This is a genomic window from Streptomyces sp. DH10 (genome assembly GCF_029813805.1).
Lineage (GTDB): Bacteria > Actinomycetota > Actinomycetes > Streptomycetales > Streptomycetaceae > Streptomyces > Streptomyces coeruleofuscus.
Map to the genome: position 1 here is coordinate 91,409 of NZ_JARVKU010000014.1, position 18,631 is coordinate 110,039.

Annotated in this window: 14 protein-coding genes; 5 read left to right on the top strand and 9 right to left on the bottom strand. The window is 72.4% G+C overall.

Annotated elements, in window-relative coordinates; all coding sequences use genetic code 11:
• Nucleotide 1: 1 nt before the first annotated feature.
• Both QC385_RS26950 and QC385_RS26955 read left to right on the top strand, forming a co-directional pair.
• On the top strand, nt 2-589 hold the full coding sequence (locus QC385_RS26950; protein ID WP_279543956.1) for a TetR family transcriptional regulator: 588 nt from the start codon (nt 2-4) through the stop codon (nt 587-589).
• Between the two features lie 94 nt (nt 590-683).
• Nucleotides 684-1,550, top strand: coding sequence for a GNAT family N-acetyltransferase (locus QC385_RS26955; RefSeq protein ID WP_279543957.1), 867 nt, complete (start codon nt 684-686; stop codon nt 1,548-1,550).
• 30 nt (nt 1,551-1,580) lie between these two features.
• On the opposite strand, the gene QC385_RS26960 is transcribed toward QC385_RS26955, so the two are convergent.
• Complete coding sequence (locus QC385_RS26960) at nt 1,581-1,787, bottom strand: hypothetical protein (protein WP_279544079.1); 207 nt, start codon at nt 1,785-1,787, stop codon at nt 1,581-1,583.
• 417 nt (nt 1,788-2,204) lie between these two features.
• Between QC385_RS26960 and dusB the strand changes: the two genes are divergently transcribed.
• Entirely contained in the window at nt 2,205-3,338 is a 1,134-nt protein-coding gene (gene dusB, locus QC385_RS26965; RefSeq protein ID WP_279543958.1) for a tRNA dihydrouridine synthase DusB, read from the top strand.
• On the opposite strand, the gene QC385_RS26970 is transcribed toward dusB, so the two are convergent.
• The 3 genes from QC385_RS26970 to QC385_RS26980 form a co-directional block, all read right to left on the bottom strand.
• Nucleotides 3,339-5,141, bottom strand: coding sequence for a CDP-alcohol phosphatidyltransferase (locus tag QC385_RS26970; protein WP_279543959.1), 1,803 nt, complete (start codon nt 5,139-5,141; stop codon nt 3,339-3,341). It lies immediately after the preceding gene.
• A gap of 388 nt (nt 5,142-5,529) precedes the next feature.
• Nucleotides 5,530-7,467, bottom strand: coding sequence for an amylo-alpha-1,6-glucosidase (locus tag QC385_RS26975; protein WP_279543960.1), 1,938 nt, complete (start codon nt 7,465-7,467; stop codon nt 5,530-5,532).
• Nucleotides 7,464-8,876, bottom strand: a complete 1,413-nt coding sequence (locus QC385_RS26980; protein WP_279543961.1) for an MGH1-like glycoside hydrolase domain-containing protein — start codon at nt 8,874-8,876, stop codon at nt 7,464-7,466. The genes QC385_RS26975 and QC385_RS26980 overlap by 4 nt, the downstream gene beginning before the upstream one ends.
• A 121-nt stretch (nt 8,877-8,997) precedes the next feature.
• Between QC385_RS26980 and QC385_RS26985 the strand changes: the two genes are divergently transcribed.
• Both QC385_RS26985 and ppdK read left to right on the top strand, forming a co-directional pair.
• On the top strand, nt 8,998-10,224 hold the full coding sequence (locus QC385_RS26985) for an ROK family transcriptional regulator (RefSeq protein WP_279543962.1): 1,227 nt from the start codon (nt 8,998-9,000) through the stop codon (nt 10,222-10,224).
• Nucleotides 10,225-10,629: 405 nt separating this feature from the next.
• Nucleotides 10,630-13,377, top strand: coding sequence for a pyruvate, phosphate dikinase (gene ppdK, locus QC385_RS26990; RefSeq protein WP_373304842.1), 2,748 nt, complete (start codon nt 10,630-10,632; stop codon nt 13,375-13,377).
• Between the two features lie 241 nt (nt 13,378-13,618).
• Here the strand turns inward: ppdK and QC385_RS26995 are convergent, their stop codons facing one another.
• From QC385_RS26995 to QC385_RS27015, 5 genes are all read right to left on the bottom strand, one after another.
• Complete coding sequence (locus QC385_RS26995) at nt 13,619-14,137, bottom strand: NUDIX hydrolase (RefSeq protein ID WP_279543963.1); 519 nt, start codon at nt 14,135-14,137, stop codon at nt 13,619-13,621.
• Nucleotides 14,138-14,229: 92 nt separating this feature from the next.
• On the bottom strand, nt 14,230-14,754 hold the full coding sequence (locus QC385_RS27000) for an excalibur calcium-binding domain-containing protein (RefSeq protein WP_279543964.1): 525 nt from the start codon (nt 14,752-14,754) through the stop codon (nt 14,230-14,232).
• Between the two features lie 109 nt (nt 14,755-14,863).
• The gene (locus QC385_RS27005; protein ID WP_279543965.1) at nt 14,864-16,021 is read right to left on the bottom strand and encodes an alkaline phosphatase PhoX; all 1,158 of its coding nucleotides are present in this window, start codon (nt 16,019-16,021) and stop codon (nt 14,864-14,866) included.
• 235 nt (nt 16,022-16,256) lie between these two features.
• Nucleotides 16,257-17,747: a sensor histidine kinase gene (locus QC385_RS27010; protein WP_279543966.1), complete on the bottom strand. Its 1,491-nt coding sequence runs from the start codon at nt 17,745-17,747 to the stop codon at nt 16,257-16,259.
• Nucleotides 17,744-18,592 (bottom strand): response regulator transcription factor, encoded by an 849-nt coding sequence (locus QC385_RS27015; RefSeq protein ID WP_279543967.1) that lies wholly within the window; start codon nt 18,590-18,592, stop codon nt 17,744-17,746. The genes QC385_RS27010 and QC385_RS27015 overlap by 4 nt, the downstream gene beginning before the upstream one ends.
• Nucleotides 18,593-18,631: the final 39 nt, after the last annotated feature.

Below are 18,631 nucleotides of genomic sequence, written 5' to 3' on the forward strand. Positions count from 1 at the left end.
CATGGCACCGACCAGCGAGATCCTGACCGCCGAGCGCATCCTCGAGGCGACCGAGGATGTGCTGCGCCGCCACGGCCCGGCCAAGGCCACCGTGGTGGACGTGGCCCGCGCGCTCGGCGTCAGCCACGGCAGCGTCTACCGTCACTTCCGCACCAAGGCGGCGCTGCGCGAGGCGGTCACCAAGCGCTGGCTGGACCGCACGTCCGGGGAGCTGTCGGGCATCGCCGAGGGGGACGGTGCCCCGGAGGCCCGGCTGCGGGACTGGCTCGCCGCGCTGTTCGCCGCGAAGCGGCGCAAGGCGGGCGGGGACCCGGAGCTGTTCGCCACGTACACGGTCCTCACGGGCGAGAACGGCGCGGCGGTCGGTGAGCACATCGCCGACCTGACGTCCCAGCTGACCCGCATCATCCAGGCCGGCGTCGAGACCGGCGACTTCGCCGCCGCCGACCCGCAGGCCACGGCCCGCGCGGTCTTCCAGGCGACGGGTCGCTTCCACGACCCCGGTTACGCCCGGGAGTGGGAAGAGCCGGGGGCCGAGGCCGACTTCACGGCGGTCGTGGACCTGCTGATGCGAGGACTGCGGCCCTGAGGGGATCGCCGTCCCTACCGGGTGCGCCCCGGCCGGGAGGGGCACAGGATGGGAAGTGAGGCGTGGGTCGCCGCGCGGGGGCGCTGAGAAGGGGATGGCGATCGTGGATCTCATACTTCGCCCGGGCACCGCGGACGATGCCGCGGAATGCGGAAGGATCTGCTACGAGGCCTTCACCGGCATCGCCGAGGAGCACGCGTTCCCACCTGACTTCCCGAGCCCCGACGTGGGTGTCGCGGTGATCGAGGGAGCCCTGACGCACCCCGGTTTCTACAGCGTCGTCGCCGAGCTCGACGGGCGGATCGTGGGCAGCAACTTCCTCGACGAACGCTCGGCCGTCGTCGGGGTCGGGCCCGTCACCGTCGACCCCACCCTGCAGAACGCGGGTGTGGGCCGCCGCCTGATGCGGGACGTGATGGAGCGGGCCGACGAGCGCGGGGCGCCGGGCATCCGGCTGCTGCAGACCGGCTACCACAACAGGTCGTTCTCGCTGTACGTCAGCCTGGGCTTCGTCCACCGGGCCACGGTCGCCTGCGTCCAGGGCCCGCCGATCGGGCGTGCGCTGCCCGGCTACACGGTGCGGGAGGCCACGGACGCGGACCTCGGCGTCTGCAACGACGTGTGCCGGCGGGTCCACGGCGTCGACCGGGGTGGCGAGGTCGCCGATGCGCTCAAACAGGGCACCGCCCGGGTTGTCGAGCGCGCGGGGCGCGTCACCGGGTACGCCACCGACCTGGCCTTCTTCGCGCACGCCGTCGGTGAGACCACCCCGGACCTCCAGGCCCTGATCGCTGCGGCCCCGCAGTTCGCCGGGCCGGGCATCCTCGTCCCCGTGAGCGACAGTGTGCTGCTGAGGTGGTGCCTGTCCAACGGCCTCAAGGTCGTTCAGCTGATGAGCCTGATGACCATCGGCCTGTACAACCAGCCCGACGGGGCGTACCTGCCCTCGATCCTCTACTGAGGCCCGTCCGTACCAGGGCCCCTCCGCCGTTCACGCCGCCGTCGGGTCCACCGTCGCCTGATGGGCCTCCGCCAGGTGTTCCTCGGCCTTCAGCCAGGGCAGGAACTGGGCCTTTCTGCGCCAGCCGCAGGTGTCGCATCTGATCGTCCGCTGCACGCCCGTGCGCTGCACCCGCACCACGTGCTCCCGGCCGTGCTGGTCCCAGCGGCTGACCTTGCTGGTGTCGATCTGCGCCATGACGTCTCCCGCGTCCAGGAATCCGGCGGATCCGGTCTGCTCGCAGCAAGGAGTGTGCAGCAAGATCGACATCACCGGCGCTCCGGGGGGTGGTTGGCAGGCTGTGAATGCCGTCACGGGGTCTCGCAGCCGTCGTACGGCAGGAGCCTCAGGGGCGCGGGGAACCGCGCGACCAGCCACCCTCGCCCGCGGCTGGGCACGCTCCGCAGCCCCCACCGCTTCCCGCACCTCCACAGACTCAAGCCGCGCGGCCGTCCGGTCGGCAGCCCCAAGGGCCCACCGCCCGCTCGTCACCGCCCCCAGCACCAGCATCCGCCGGCGGTGACTGAGCTCGGGCATGCGGATCATCGTACGCACCCTTCGATAGTGTGCCTAACTAACGAATTGTGCCGTCTCATTGCACGGCACAATGGAGGAATGCCCACGTCCCTTCAGATCGGTCCGCACGCCGTCCAGCCCCCCGTCGTCCTGGCACCCATGGCCGGGATCACCAACGCGCCCTTCCGCACCCTGTGCAGGGAGTTCAGCGGCGGCAAGGGCCTGTTCGTGAGCGAGATGATCACCACGCGGGCGCTGGTCGAGCGCAACGAGAAGACGATGCAGCTCATTCACTTCGACGCGACTGAGCGGCCCCGGTCCATCCAGCTGTACGGCGTGGATCCGGCGACCGTCGGCAAGGCCGTCCGCATGATCGCGGAGGAGGACCTCGCCGACCACATCGACCTCAACTTCGGCTGCCCGGTGCCCAAGGTGACCCGGAAGGGCGGCGGATCCGCGCTCCCGTACAAGCGGAACCTGCTGCGGGCCATCCTGCGCGAGGCGGTCAGCGGTGCCGGCGACCTGCCCGTGACGATGAAGATGCGCAAGGGCATCGACGACGACCACATCACCTTCCTCGACGCCGGCCGGATCGCCGTCGAGGAGGGCGTCACCGCCATCGCGCTGCACGGCCGCACCGCCGCCCAGCACTACGGCGGCACCGCCGACTGGGACGCCATCGCGCGGCTGAAGGAGCACGTGCCGGAGATCCCCGTGCTCGGCAATGGCGACATCTGGTCGGCCGAGGACGCCCTGCGGATGGTGCGCGAGACCGGCTGCGACGGTGTGGTGGTCGGGCGCGGGTGCCTGGGGCGGCCCTGGCTGTTCTCCGACCTCGTGGCCGCTTTCGAGGGGCGCTCCGAGGACATCGCGCGGCCCGCCCTCCGGGAAGTCGCCGACGTCATGGTCCGGCACGCCACCCTGCTCGGCGAGTGGATCGGCGACGAAGCCCGGGGCGTGATCGACTTCCGCAAGCACGTCGCCTGGTATCTGAAGGGCTTCGCGGTCGGCTCCGAGATGCGCAAGCGGCTCGCGATCACCTCGTCGCTCGAAGAGCTGCGGGCCGGTCTCGACGAACTGGACCTCGACCAGCCCTGGCCCGCCGGAGCCGACGGGCCCCGGGGCCGTACGTCCGGCAACAACCGCGTGGTGCTGCCGGACGGCTGGCTGAAGGACCCGTACGACTGCGCGGGCGTCGGCGAGGAAGCGGAGCTGGACACCTCCGGCGGCTGATCAGCCTCCCGAGGCGTGCGGTGTGGAGCCGTACGCCTTGAGGAAGCGGTCGCGGAACGCGCTCATCTTCCAGACGGGGGCGTCGCGGTCCGGCTCCAGGCCTTCCGTCCAGTTCCAGCCGGAGACCTTGTCGAGGACCTTCGGGTCCTTCGCGACGATGGACACCGGCACGTCCCGGCTCGCGCGGTTGCCGCTGACCCGGGCCATGGGCTGGTGGTCGCCGAGGAAGACCAGGACGGTGTCGTCGGTGCCGTAGCGCTCCAGCCACTGGGTGAGGCTGGTGACCGAGTACTGGATGGACTTGCCGTACTCCTGCCGGGACTTGGTCGTGTCGGTGATGACGTCCGACGCCTTCTTGCCCGCCTTCTGGACGGCGTCGAAGACCGAGCCGTCGCCCAGTTCGTCCCAGCCGACCATTTTCGGAAGGGGCGCCCAGGGCTGGTGGCTGGAGGTCAGGATGACGAACGACATCAGCGGCTTGTCGCGCTTCTTTCCGTGCACCCGGCGCTGGAAGGCCTCCAGCGCGTACTGGTCGGGCATCGTCGACCAGCTGAACTTCGGGCCCCGGTAGCCCAGGTCGAAGGCGTCGTAGAGCTTGTCGAGGCCGTACCACTTCTCCTCCGGCCAGCCCTTCTGCACGCCCGGCATGACGCCCACCGTGTCCCACGCGCCGGTTTTCCGGAACGCCTTGGTGAGGGTGAGGTGGTCGCCCGCGGTGACCGTGCGGTAGCGGCGCTGGTTGTCGATCCACAGGCCGGACATGGTCGTGGAGTGGCCGAGCCAGCTGCTGCCGCCGTAGGTCGCCGAGGTCAGCCAGCCGCTGCGGGCGTGGAAGCCGGCCTTCGCCAGGGCCTCGGTGCTCGCATCGAGGGTCCGGCCGACGCCGGGTGCCATGACCGGGTCCTCGATCGCGCTGCGGCCGTAGCTCTCGATGAACGTGAACATCACGTCCTTGCCGCGCAGGTCGGGCAGCAGCTGGTCGGGCGGGGTGTTGCCGAAGGTGTCCGCCTTGGCCTCCCGTGCGAACGCCGCCTCGTCCCGCAGCGACTGCACGGTCCGCTGCGCGTGCACGCGGAGGGTCCCGGCCCCGCGCTCGGAGGCGATCGGGCCCCCGAAGAGCGTCAGGCCCAGGGCGGCGCAGGTGACCCAGACGGTGCCGGCGAGCAGGGCGCCCTTGGTCGCCCGGACGCGGTGGCGGGACAGCACGTCGGCGAGCCGGACCGTCGCCGTGACCATGACGGCGGCCACGAGCAGGACGAGCACGACCGCGCCGACGGCCGCGGCGGTCGCCACGCCCCCGCCCAGCGTGTCCTCGACGTACGCCTGCGCGTCGGGCAGCAGGTCCCAGTCGAGCGCGGCGTTGAAGCCCCGGCCCAGATACTCGTTGAACCCCATGTCGAGCAGGTTCACCGTGGTCAGCGCGGTGAGCCCCAGCCCGTACAGCACCGCCGCCACCAGCCGGGGCCGGCTCGGCAGCACCAGCATGACGACGGCCCCGATGACCGCCTCGGCCGGGATCCGCGCGAAGCGGTCCGGCTCGACGGCCGGGAGGGTGTTGGGCAGGAGCAGGGCCCCGAGGACCAGGACGGCGGCGAGGGCGGTCGTGGTCAGGCGCAGGGCGCGGGCGGCCCGCGGGTGACGGGCGCGCCAGGTGCGGAGGCGGGCGAGGCGGGATCGGGGGGCGGGAGTCTCCGCCTCCGCCGCGACGGGCTCGGGCTCCTCCCTCGCGTCACGCTCCGTCTCGGCCTCGGCCCCTGGGGTGCCCGGCTGCGGCGACCGGCTGAAGCGTGTGAAGACAGGCACCCGGAGGTCCTTCCCGTGCGGAACGCGGCGAAGTGGCGGACCCGCGTGGGGGTACGGGTCCGCCGCAGTTCCGTACGGTGCGTCCGGCAGGTGTGTTCAGCCGGCCGGGCCAGCGCTCGGCAAACTCCGGGCAAACGCCAGGGGGTGTCCGCAGAGTCCCGCCTGCCTCGCGACGCCCGGCACGCTCCCCCACTGCCTCAAGGGCGTGGGAGGTGCCCCCACTCGCCGCACCGGGCGACCACCCGCGTACAACCAGTACGCGGGCGTCCGCCCGGCACTCTCCCAGCCTTCGTGCGGGGGGACCCCCAGAGCACGCACCGGACGCCGCGGGGCCCGCCCTCCGGGCGGACGACGGGACTCTGGGACACCCCCTGGGCCAACCCGGTGCTCAGACGCCGCCGACCGCCGTGAGCAGTGCCAACGGGGCCGACGCCGACCGGGATTCACGCACGCACGCGTGCGGGTACGGCACCGGCTCGGGATGGGTGTCGCGGCCGTAGCCCGCGAGGACCTCCGGCAGCCGGTGGCCGGTCGCGCTCGCCGCGTCGACCAGGCCGCGGGCGATCGCCCGGGCCTCGTCGTGCAGCCCGTAGCGGGCCAGGCCCAGCGCGATCAGCGCGTTGTCGTGCGGCCAGACCGAGCCGCGGTGGTAGGAGAGCGGGTGGTAGGCCGGCTGGCCGGCGGCCAGGGTGCGGACGCCCCAGCCGGAGAAGAAGTCCGGCTCCAGCAGGCGCCGGCCGACCTGTTCGCCGTACTCCTTGTCCAGCAGGCCGGACCACAGCAGATGCCCGGCGTCGGAGGCGAGCGCGTCGACCTGCCGGCCCCGGCCGTCGAGCGCGAGCGCCGGGAAGGAGCGCTCCGGCATCCAGAAGTCCCGCTGGAAACGGTCGCGCAGGTCACCGGCCGCCTGCTCCAGCAGGTCCGCGTACGTGCCGTCCTGCCACACCGTGCGCGCCAGCCACGCCGTGCGGCGCAGCGCGTCGTACGCGTAGCCCTGGGCGCCCGCGGCCGTCACCGGGCCGTTGGGGCGGGCGCCCTCGGCGGAGCAGATGGCGCCGGGGGAGTCCTTCCAGTTCTGGTTGGCGAGGCCGCCCTGGTCGGCGCGGTAGACGAGATAGCCGCGCGAGGTCAGGCCGCCGTGGTCGAGCATCCAGCCGACCGCAGCCCGGGCGTGCCGCTCCAGACGGCGGGCCAGGTCCGTGTCGCCGGTCTGCTCGGTGTACGCCCCGAGCAGGACGAGGAACAGCGGCGTGGCGTCGACCGAGCCGTAGTAGCGGGCGTAGGGGACCTGGCCGAAGTGCGCCAGTTCGCCGTGCCGCACCTCGTGCACGATCTTGCCGGGCTGGGCGACCTCGCTGACTCCGGTGTCCGTGGCCTGGGTCGCGGCGAGCGCGGGCAGTGTGGCGGCGGCCAGCCGCGGCCGGTAGGGCAGTGCGAACAGCGAGGTCAGCAGGGCGTCCCGGCCCAGCAGGGTCAGGAACCAGGGGGCGCCGGCGGCCGGCACGCGCAGTTCCTCGCCGTCCGGGCCGGTCGCTGGGACCTGGAGCGCGGCCAGGTCGGCGAGGCCCCGGGCGCAGGCCGCGGACAGCTCCGGCCAGCCGGCCGGGAAGGCCACGCCCTCCATGAACCGGCCCTCCCGGGCGAGGAGCCGCTCCTGGAGGGCGGCGGGGGAGCGGGGCACGCGCAGGGCGCGCTTGTCGCCGTGCGGGCGGGCCATGACGCGCAGGAGCAGCTCGGCCGTGCCGTGCGGTTCGAGGTCCAGGGTCCACACCAGGCGGCGGGCGCCGGTGCCGGTCTCCTCCACGGCGTCCGGCTGGGGCTCGGCTGTCACGGTCGTGACGGACCGCCACTCGCCGCGCCGGTAGGTGAACTCCACGCCGTGCCCGAGGACCTGGCGGGAGCGGACGGCGCCGGCCTTCGTGTAGGTGCGGTGGTCGGAGCGCAGTTCGAACTGGTCGGTGAAGTCGGCGTCGGCGGTGACCGCGAGGCGGACCGTCGTCGGCGCCGGACGGTTGCTGGTGACCCGCAGCGACTCGACGAAGGAGGCGTCCCCGACGGCCTGTTCGCGGAAGAGCGTGTACGCGGGCGGCTCGTTGCGGCCCCCGCGCGGCACCAGGACGCAGCGCGCGGTGTCCGCGTCGGCCACCGGCGTCAGCGTGTCGGGCACGGCCCCGTCGACGGTGAGCTGCCACCGGCTCAGGTGCCTCGCGTCCTGTACGAACATTCCGTCCGGGGCGCTGCCGCCCCGGTAGCCGCTGATGTCGCCGCGGTCGCCGACGGCGGCGAAGGTCCCGCCGTGCACGAGCAGATGATGCCGGTCCGTCATCCCCGAACCTCTCCCTTGATCGCCGTGACGCAGTCCTTGTCCCATGCGGGCCGGTCGTGCAGCAGGTCGAGCGTGAGCGCGGCGGTCCAGCCGAAGCCTGTGGCGCCGCAGGCCTGTCCGGTGTGCGGGTCCACGTACTCAGCGAAGTCGGAGGTGCCCGCGGTGTGCAGGATCCCCCTGCGCAGGGCGTCGGCCCGGCCGCGCTCGCCGTGCAGCCGCAGCCCGCGCTCCAGCAGCCAGTTGGTGTTGAACCAGGCCGGGCCGCGCCAGTAGCGGTGCGGGTCGAAGGCGTCGCCCAGCAGGTCGTAGCTGGGCACCAGCCGGGTCGTGCCGCCGAGCCCGAAGTGCGGGCCGCAGACGGTGCGCACCAGGGTGGCCGCGAGGTCGCGGGGCAGGTTCGGCAGCAGCAGGGGGATCAGCCCGGAGACACCGCGCTCGGGGATCAGCTCCCCGGCGCACACGTCCCGGCACAGGAACGTCCCCGCCGACGGCTCCCACAGCCGCTCCACCAGGGCGTCGGTGAGCCGCTCGGCGCGCTCCTGCCGGGCCGGAGCCGCCGCGCCCAGCTCGCGGGCGATCCGGGCCAGGGCGTACTCGGAGGCGATGAGCAGGGCGTTGAACGCCGGGTCCTCCACGGCGAAGCCGCCCGGTCCGTCGAGGTATCCGCGATCCCGGTAGTCGGTGGCCAGCCGCACGTACCGCCCGTAGTCCAGATCTGTCGGCCGGTCCTCGGGGGAGCCGTGGTCGAGGTCGGCGCGGCGGAAGGAGCGGGCCGGGGCCGGAGTGACCCGGGAGAGCGGACGGTCCCAGCAGGGGCTGTTGTCCATACCCTGTTCCCAGGGGTGCACGACGGACACCAGTCCGCCTCCGCCCAGGTCGCGCCGGTGGAGCAGATACCGGTGCCAGGCCGCGAGCCGGGGATACGCCCGGGCGAGGAAGCCGCGCGCCCGGGACAGACCGGGGTCGGCGAGGTGCACCAGCCAGGCGGCCAGCGCGTGGACCGGTGGCTGCACGATCCCGGAGGTCTGTACGGTGCGCGGGGCGCCCGCGGCGCGCCCCGCGGTCGAGGAGCGCCAGAAGTCGGGGCTGGGAAAGTACGCGTCGAGCGGGACGGAGGGGTTGAAGACGATGTGCGGGATCCGCCCGTCCGCCCACTGGGCCGCCAGCAGCGTCTCCAGCTCCGTCTGTGCCCGTAACGGCGAGACGTGCCTCAGTCCGATCGCGATGAACGCCGAGTCCCAGGACCACTGGTGCGGATACAGACCGCGCGAGGGCACCGTGGACGTGCCCGTCCAGCCGGCCTCCAGCACGGCGGCGGCCCTGACATGCAGGGGTGGCGCGGGGACGGGCGGATCGTATGCAACGGTTCGTCCCGTGGGACGAGGGGCGCGTTGGGCGGTGCTGTCCACTCGGGGCTCTCCGGAAAGACGTCCGGCCGGCAGGTTCGGCTGCGGCTACCGTGGGGTTACGTCTATTTAACACGCAAAACCCACTATGTAAGGCAAGGTTGAGAAACACAAGGGGGTGTGCATGACCGGACGGCCCGTCAGAACGGGACGAGGTGCCGGCCAGGCGAGCGCCGGCGAACTGCTCGAACTGGTGCGCAGTCGCCGTGCCGTGACCCGGGGTGCGCTCCAGCAGGCGACCGGTTTGTCCCGGGCCACCGTCGGGCAGCGGCTCGACCGGCTCTTCCGTGCGGGCTGGCTGCGCGAGGGCGCCGGGGGGCCGGTGGACTCCCCGCTGGGCGGGCGCCCCTCCATCACCCTGGAGTTCGACGACGAGCACGCGGTGGTCCTGGCCGCCGACCTCGACACCCGGCACGCGCGGGCGGCGGTGCTGTCGCTGAGCGGCGAGATCCTCGCCGAGCACTCCGGCACCCTCGTCGTCGACGACGGGCCGGACCTCGCGCTGGGTGAACTCGGCCGGTGGTTCGGCGAGTTGCTGGAGAAGACCGGGCGCGGGGCCGAGTCGGTGTGCGGGGTCGGGCTCGCCGTGCCCGGCCCGGTGGACACCGAGACCGGCCGCGTCGTCCAGCCGCCGATCATGCCCGGCTGGGACGGCTACGACATAAGGAGCCGGCTGGCCCGGGCGCTCGCCGAGCACACGGGCGCCGCCGAGGTGCCGGTGCTGGTGGACAACGACGCCAACCTCATGGCCTACGGCGAACAGCGCACCGGCTATCCCGAGTGCTCCGCCTTCGTGCTGGTCAAGGTCTCCACCGGCATCGGCGCCGGGGTCGTGGTGGACGGCGCGGTGTTCCGGGGCATCGACGGGGGTGCCGGGGACATCGGGCACATCCGGGTGCCGGAGGGCGCCCAGACGCTGTGCCGGTGCGGTTCGTACGGCTGCCTGGCCGCCGTCGCGAGCGGTGGCGCGGTGGCGCGGCGGCTGGCGGAGGCCGGGGTGCCGGCGGCCTCCGGCTCGGACGTACGGGATCTGCTGGCGTCCGGGCATCCCGAGGCGGTCGGTCTCGCCCGGGAGGCCGGGCGCCGTGTCGGGGACGTGCTGGCGACCGTGGTGACGCTGCTCAACCCCGGGGTGCTGATGATCGCCGGGGATCTGGCCGGAACCCCCTTCCTCACGGGCGTGCGCGAACTGCTCTACCAGCGGGCGCTGCCCCGCTCCACCGCCCACCTGGACGTCGTGACGTCACGGCTCGGCGAGCGGTCCGGGCTGGTCGGGGCCGGGGCGATGGTCGTGGAGCACCTCTACGCCCCCGAGCGGGTCGAGGAACGGCTGCGCGCCCTCGGGGTGTGACAGGGACATTTCGGTCGCGAGACGCGTCCGCATGGTGAAATCCCCTCGGCTGTGGCAGCGTGATTCTCGCCACCCTTGATAAGGGTTGCGCTCAGATGAGCGGATCTTGAGCGACTGCACTTCTCAAAGGGTGGCACTGAGTGCCACCCTTTGATCGTTCATCGAGCGAAATCATTCGTGCCGAAGCTCGCTCGTTTGAGCGCCCAACAGGGGGCTGTGGAGGTTCACGCGTTCAAGAAGTGAAAACATACGGCTGTGATCGCTTGCCGAGCCTTGACTTTCGATCTGCTGGCGGCCGAGTGGTTACAGGCGTATGACGCGCGAGTGGACGTACCCAGAAGCCTTTGATCTGGGTATGTTCCTCGCCGTCAGGGCAGCCACCGCGTCCTCGAGGAGTCGAGACCCGTGTCGGAAAACAAAGATCCCCACGTAGCTGAGCACGGTACGAGTGTTGAGGGCGTGAAGTTCGTTTACGACTTCACCGAGGGCAACAAGGACCTCAAGGACCTCCTCGGTGGCAAGGGCGCGAACCTCGCCGAGATGACGAACCTGGGCCTCCCGGTTCCGCCCGGCTTCACCATCACGACCGAGGCGTGCAAGGTCTACCTGGACAGCGGCGAGGAGCCGGCGGCACTGCGTGACGAGGTGAGTGCGCACCTCGACGCGCTGGAGCAGCGCATGGGCAAGAAGCTCGGCCAGGCCGACGACCCGCTGCTGGTGTCGGTGCGCTCGGGCGCCAAGTTCTCCATGCCCGGCATGATGGACACCGTCCTCAACATCGGCCTCTCCGACAAGTCGGTGCAGGGCCTGGCCAAGCAGGCCGGCGACGAGCGCTTCGCCTGGGACTCCTACCGCCGCCTCATCCAGATGTTCGGCAAGACCGTCCTCGGCGTCGACGGCGAGCTCTTCGAGGACGCGCTGGAGAAGGCCAAGGAGACCAAGAAGGTCACGGTCGACACCGAGCTGGAGGCCGCGGACCTCAAGAAGCTCGTCACCAAGTTCAAGAAGATCGTCAAGACCGAGGCCGGCCGGGACTTCCCGCAGGACCCGCGCGAGCAGATGGACCTCGCCATCCACGCGGTCTTCGACTCCTGGAACACCGACCGCGCCAAGCTCTACCGCCGCCAGGAGCGCATCCCGCACGACCTGGGCACCGCCGTCAACGTCTGCTCGATGGTCTTCGGCAACCTCGGCCCCGACTCCGGCACCGGCGTCGCCTTCACTCGCGACCCCGCCTCAGGCCACCAGGGCGTCTACGGCGACTACCTCCAGAACGCCCAGGGCGAGGACGTGGTCGCGGGCATCCGCAACACCGTGCCGCTCGCGGAGCTGGAGCGGATCGACAAGAAGTCGTACGACCAGCTGATGCAGATCATGGAGACGCTGGAGAACCACTACAAGGACCTCTGCGACATCGAGTTCACCATCGAGCGCGGTGTGCTGTGGATGCTCCAGACCCGGGTCGGCAAGCGCACCGCGGGCGCGGCGTTCCGCATCGCGACCCAGCTGGTGGACCAGGGCCTGATCGACGAGGCCGAGGCGCTCACCCGCGTCAACGGCGCCCAGCTCGCGCAGCTGATGTTCCCGCGCTTCGACGAGGACTCGAAGGTCGCGACCGTCGGCCGGGGCATCGCGGCCTCCCCGGGCGCGGCGGTCGGTAAGGCGGTCTTCGACTCCTACACCGCCGTCAAGTGGTCCCGCTCCGGCGAGAAGGTCATCCTGATCCGCCGCGAGACCAACCCCGACGACCTCGACGGCATGATCGCCGCCGAGGGCATCCTGACCTCGCGCGGCGGCAAGACCTCCCACGCTGCCGTGGTCGCGCGCGGCATGGGCAAGACCTGTGTCTGCGGCGCGGAGGAGCTGGAGGTCGACACCAAGCGCCGCCGGATGACCGTGCCGGGCGGGCACGTCGTCGAGGAGGGCGACGTCGTCTCCATCGACGGCTCCTCGGGCAAGGTGTACCTCGGTGAGGTACCGGTCGTACCGTCCCCGGTCGTGGAGTACTTCGAGGGCCGGATGCACGCCGGTGCCGAGGACGCCGACGAGCTGGTCGAGGCGGTCCACCGCATCATGGCGTTCGCCGACCGCAAGCGCCGGCTGCGCGTGCGGGCCAACGCCGACAACGCCGAGGACGCGCTGCGGGCCCGCCGCTTCGGCGCCCAGGGCATCGGCCTGTGCCGCACCGAGCACATGTTCCTCGGCGACCGGCGCGAGCTGGTGGAGCGGCTGATCCTGGCCGACACCCAGGCCGAGCGCGAGGAGTCCCTCAAGGAACTGCTGCCGCTCCAGAAGCAGGACTTCGTCCAGCTCTTCGAGTCGATGGACGGCCTGCCGGTCACCGTCCGGCTGCTGGACCCGCCGCTGCACGAGTTCCTGCCCGACATCACCGAGCTGTCGGTGCGCGTCGCCCTCGCCGAGTCCCGCCAGGAGCCGCACGAGAACGAACTGCGCCTCCTCCAGGCCGTGCACCGGCTGCACGAGCAGAACCCGATGCTCGGTCTGCGCGGTGTGCGCCTCGGCCTGGTCATCCCCGGCCTGTTCACCATGCAGGTCCGGGCGATCGCCGAAGCCGCCGCCGAGCGCAAGGCCGCCAAGGGCGACCCGCGCGCCGAGATCATGATCCCGCTCGTCGGCACGGTGCAGGAGCTGGAGATCGTGCGCGAGGAGGCCGACCAGGTCATCGCCGAGGTCGAGGCGGCCTCGGGCACGCAGCTCAAGCTGTCCATCGGCACGATGATCGAGCTGCCGCGCGCCGCCCTGACCGCCGGTCAGATCGCCGAGGCCGCCGAGTTCTTCTCCTTCGGCACGAACGACCTGACCCAGACGGTGTGGGGCTTCTCCCGGGACGACGTGGAGGCCAGCTTCTTCACCGCGTACCTGGAGAAGGGCATCTTCGGCGTCTCCCCGTTCGAGACGATCGACAAGGACGGCGTCGGCTCCCTGGTGAAGCTCGCCGCCCAGGCCGGCCGCGAGACCCGCCCGGACCTCAAGCTCGGCGTCTGCGGCGAGCACGGCGGTGACCCGGAGTCGGTCCACTTCTTCCACGAGGTGGGACTCGACTACGTCTCCTGCTCCCCGTTCCGCATCCCGGTGGCCCGGCTGGAGGCGGGCCGGGCGGCGGTGCAGTCGCAGGGCAGCGACCACCGGTAGACCGCGGCCCGCGCGAGGTCACCTCACCGTGGCCCGCGCGGGGCCGCTCAGGACCCGGAGCCGTCGGCGGTCCCCGACCCTCACCGATCGCGGCGGCTCCGGAGCACGGAGGAGAGCGGCGGCGCACCTTGTGCGGAGGTGCGCCGCCGCTCTCTGGCGATCCGTTCGGGTGCGGGCGGCCGGGTAAGGGAGGCGGACCCGCGCTCCGCGTCCCGCGAGGTCCGACGGGCCCGTGGGGCTGTCACCGGGGCAGTCCTTCCCGCAGGCAGACGACGGTCCCCGTCAGGGCTGCCGTGTGCAGGGCGGCGAGGGCCGGCAGCGGGGGCATGAGCGGGGTGGACTCCAGGTCGGAGAGGGCGAACAGGCCGTCCTGGTCGTGCTCGCCGCTGCGCCTGACGGTCTGTTCCGGGGCGAGCCGGCCGCCGTGGAAGAAGAAGTCGATCACCGGGCCCGTGCCCTTCACATCGGCCCGGTGGTCGTAGCCGATGAACCGGGGCTCCCGGTCCAGGACGATGCCGGTCTCCTCGTGCAGCTCCCGGCACGCGGCGCCGAGGGGGTCCTCTCCGTGGTCGAGCATGCCGCCCGGCAGCCCCCAGAGCCCGGCGCCGGGCTGGCCCTCGGCGTAGCGCAGCAGCAGCATCCGGTCCTCGGCGTCGAGGAGCAGCACGCACGCCGCGACGATGGACTGCGGCAGGGTCTTGACCCACTCGTCACGCGGCAGCACGCGCGGTACCTCGGTGGCGGGCACGGTCGTGTCCACGGTGTTGTTCCTTCCGTCGGCAGGGCAGCCCGGGACGAGCTGCCCAAACGGTGGAACGGCCGGACGCGCCGATGGTCACCGACGTACTCGTGTCACGTGTCGCAGCCGACGCCGTCGTTGTCGCGGTCCAAGCGGGAGGCGTAGCCGGGTTCGCCCCGGTGGATGGGGGCGGCGCCGGCGGCACGGACGGCGTCGCAGTTGGCGTAGTAGACGTCCGCCGAGCCCCCTGAGCCGCCCGAACCGCCCGAACCACTGTCGTCGGAGCCGCCGCCCGCGGCCGGTCGTGCGGTGACCGTGGTGGTGGCTCTGACGGTCTTGGTGGCGGTGACCGTGGGAGCGGGTTCCGGCTTCTTCGCGAGCGGTGTCGCGGTGGCGGTGGCGGTGGTGGTCGCGGTGACCGTGACGGTCGGCTGCGGCTTCGCGGCCGCGGGCTTCGCGTCGGCCGTCGTGTCGCCGGAGGCGCCGATGCCGACGCCGATGAACCAGGCCAGGCCGAGGGCGGGCAGCACGTAGCGCTTGCGGGCCCAGCGGGGCGCCCGGCGTGCGGGCTGCGGCGCGGGCGGGATGGGCGGCCCGGGATACGGGTTGGCGTTCGGGCCGGTGTACGGATTGGTCATGGTCGTCCCCCCAGTGGTGACACGTGAGGGGACGACCGTAGGTCCGGGCGGTCCGGGATGACGGGGAGGTGACCATTTTGTGATGGTCACGTGAAGGCGGGTGGTGCGGTTACGCGCGGAACGGGCCCCTCACCTCGTAGGTGATACCGCCCGAGGAGCTGCCGCTGGTGCCGCGCTGGCTGGAGAAGTACAGGCGGGTGCCGTCCGGGGAGAAGGCCGGGCCCGTGATCTCCGAGCCGGACTGGCCGTCGATGCGGAGGAACGAGGCGACGACATCGGCGGGGGTGATGACGCAGATCTCCATGTTGCCGCCGTCCTCGGCGACGAAGAGGTCGCCGGAGGAGGCGCCGGTGATGTTGTCGACGCCGGTGAGGGGGGCCGTGCCGTTGACGAGGGAGTCGTCGTAGGCCAGTTCGTACGTGTTGTTCAGCAGGTTGAGCTGCCAGACGCGGTTGTCGCCCTTGGTGGTGAACCAGACCATGTCGTTGGCGTAGTGGCAGCCCTCGCCACCGTTGAAGGACTTCGAACCGGAGACCTGGGAGCGGGTGGCGGTGGGCGAGCCGTCCGGGTCGGGGACGTCGGCCCAGGTGAACGAGCCGCTCGTGGCGCTGCCCGCGACCATCACCTGGAGCCTGCCGGAGGACAGGTTGCCCCAGGTCGTCGGGACGAAGCGGTAGAAGCGGCCATTCGTCTCGTCCTCGGTCAGGTAGATCACCTTGCGTACCGGGTCGGCGGCCGCCGCCTCGTGCTTGAAGCGGCCCATCGCCGCACGCTGCACCGCCGCGTTCGTGCCCCACGGGTCGGTCTCGTAGACGTAGCCGAGGGACACCTCCTCGCAGGACAGCCAGGTGTTCCACGGCGTCTTGCCGCCTGCGCAGTTCTGGCGCGTGTTGGACAGGATGCGGTACGCGCCGGTGATCGCGCCGGTCGAGGAGAACCTCACCGCGCTCGCGCCGCCCGAGGGGTTGATCTCGGAGTTGGAGACATAGATCCAGCCCGTGCCGTCGGCGTAACAGGCGCCGCCGTCCGGGGCGTTGTGCCAGGTGTACGACGTGGTCCCGACCCGCTGGCCCGACCGGGCGATCACCCGGCTGGTGAAGCCGCTGGGGAGTCTGATGCCGTTGGCGTCCGGGGAGCCCAGCGGCCCGTAGGGGCCGGTGCCGGGCTGGGCCGGGGCCGCGTACGCGGCGCCGCGCCACAGGGTTCCGCCCAGGGCGGCCGAGGTGCCGCCGAGGACGGCCGCACGCAGGAGGCTACGACGTTCCACTCTCACTCCAAGAGGTGCCGTACCGCCCTGCCGCCGGTCGACGGCAGGGTTGTGCGCGGGGGGAGGCGGGAGGGACGCTAAGCGGACAGGGTTGACGGGGTATGGACAATTCGTGGCCGCGGGACGGCATGCTGTGTGCCGCCTGTGGGACCAGGCGCCCGCGGGCCCCGTCTTGTCGTTCATTGCCTCAAGTTGTCGTTCTCTGACTCAAGTTGACGCGTTGTCGTCCGCGGCCTCACGCGGGCAGCGCCGGGGCTTCTCGTCTCCGGCCGCCCCTCGGCCGGTCCGTGCCCGGCCCGGGCCCCTCGGCCGACGGTCGCACGGACGGCAGCCGGATCACCACGTCCAGGCCGCCCGTCGCCGCCGCGTGCAGGGTCGCCTCGCCGCCGCTGGCGTGGGCGAGGCGCTGCACCAGGGCGAGTCCGAGTCCCGAGCCGCCCTTGGGAGCGCCCGGGGCGCGCCAGAAACGGTCGAAGGCGCGGGCCCGCTGCTCCTCCGTCATACCGGGGCCCTCGTCGGTGACGTGCAGGTCGACCCAGCGGGGGCGGCTGTCGCGCAGCGCGCGGCGGGGCGGGGCCGGCATCCGCAGCTCGATCGTGACGGTGCTGCCGGGCGGGGACGCCCGCAGGGCGTTGGACAGCAGGTTGTCCATGATCTGCTCGACGGCTCCGGGCACCGCGAGCACCGGGCCGACGCTGCCCGCGAAGAGCACGAGGGAGACGTCCTCCCGTGCGAACATGGGCTGCCAGGTGCGGTGCCGTTCCGCGCAGACCGCGCCCAGGTCGACGGTGGCGGGGATCGCCGCGTGCTCCTCCAGCCGGGCCATCGCCAGCAGGTGCTCGACCATCCGGGCGAGCCGGTCCGTCTCGGTGACGGCGGCGGTGAGGCTGCCCCGGGCCCGGGCGGCGACGTCCGGCTCCAGGTTCTCCAGGCGCAGCCGCAGCGCCGCGAGCGGGGTCTTCAGCTGGTGCGAGGCCTCGCCGGCGAACGCCCGCTGGGAGGCGAGCAGATGGGCGAAGCGGGCCGCGGTGCGGTTGAACGCCGCCGCCAGACTCCGTACTTCCGGTGGGCCCTTCGTGATCGTCACCGGGGTGAACCGGCCGCCGCCCTCCCCCAGCTCGTGCGTGGCCCGCTCCAGTTCACGGATGGGGCGGCCGGCCCACCGGGCGAAGGCGAAGCCGACCACGGCCACCGCCGTCAGCACGGCCAGTCCGCCCAGGGCGAGCAGCAGCCACACGTGGTGGACCCGCTCGTGCACCGTCCGCGTGGGCACCGTCAGCCACACGGCACCCACCGGGCGCGCCTCCTGGCCGACCGGCGCGGCCACCGACAGGTACTCGACCCCGCCGATCGTGGAGGTGCGCACGTCCACCGTCGAGGTGCCCCGCAGCGCGGCCGCGATGCCCGGCCGGTCGGCCAGGGCGCCGGACACCGAGGGGTCCATGGGGTGCGAGGTGGCGAGCGGCGCGCCCGAGGCGCCGACGATCACCACCTTCCCGCCGATGCGCTGGGCGCAGTGCTCCACCCGCGCGGGCAGGTCCTGCTCGGCCCGTCCCGCCGCGAGGGACAGCGCGGCGTACGCGGAGACCGACTCGGCCTCGTCCTTCGCCGCGTTGACCGCCTGCTCCCGCTCCCCGCGCGAGTAGACGAAGCCCAGCGGGATCTCCAGGCAGAGCAGCACCAGCGCGGCGAGACTGAGGTAGCTGAGCAACAGCCGACGGGTCATGGAGAGGTCACCTGCGGGGCGTCCGGCCCGGTGTGCACCGCCAGCCGGAAGCCCACGCCCCGCAGTGTCCTGATCCACGCCGGGTGCCCCAACTTGCGGCGCAGCGCGGCCACATGGACGTCCAGGGTCTTGGTCGGGCCGTCGTAGTGCGGATCCCAGACGCGGTCGAGGATCTGCTGGCGCGAGTAGACCGCGCCCGGGTCCTCGCTGAGGAGCGCCAGCAGGTCGAACTCCTTGGGGGTGAGCGGCACGGGGGAGTCGCCGACCCAGACCTGGCGGGTACGGCGGTCCACCACGAGCGGGCCCGGGTCGTGCGGGGGATCGAGGGCCGGATCGTACGACGGTGTGGCAGGGGGGTCGTAGGAGAGGGCCGGGGCCGGCTCGTACGTGGGGGAGGGGGCCGCTTCGTAGGGCGGCGGTGGCTCGGGGGTGCCGGGCGCGGCCGGCGTGTTCGGTGTGCCCGGGGTCTCGGGGAACGGCTGCTGGGTGCGCTGCGTGCGGCGGGTCACGGCCCGGACCCGGGCCACCAGCTCCCGCACGCTGAAAGGTTTCGCCAGGTAGTCGTCGGCGCCCAGCTCCAGGCCCAGCACGCGGTCCGCCTCCTCGCCCCGGGCGCTGAGGATGACGATGGGCACGTCCGAGACCTGCCGGATACCGCGGCAGACGTCGATGCCGTCCATGTCCGGCAGTCCCAGGTCGAGCAGGACGACGTCGTTGTACGGGCCTCTCAGTCCGTCCGCGCCGGTGGCGACGTGGTCGACCGTCAGCCCGAAGTGGCCGAGCCCCTCGGTGAGCGGCTCCGCGATCGTCTCGTCGTCCTCGATGAGCAGCACTCGTAGGCCCATACGTCCTGTCTCTCCGTGAGCCGGCATGAATCCGGGCAG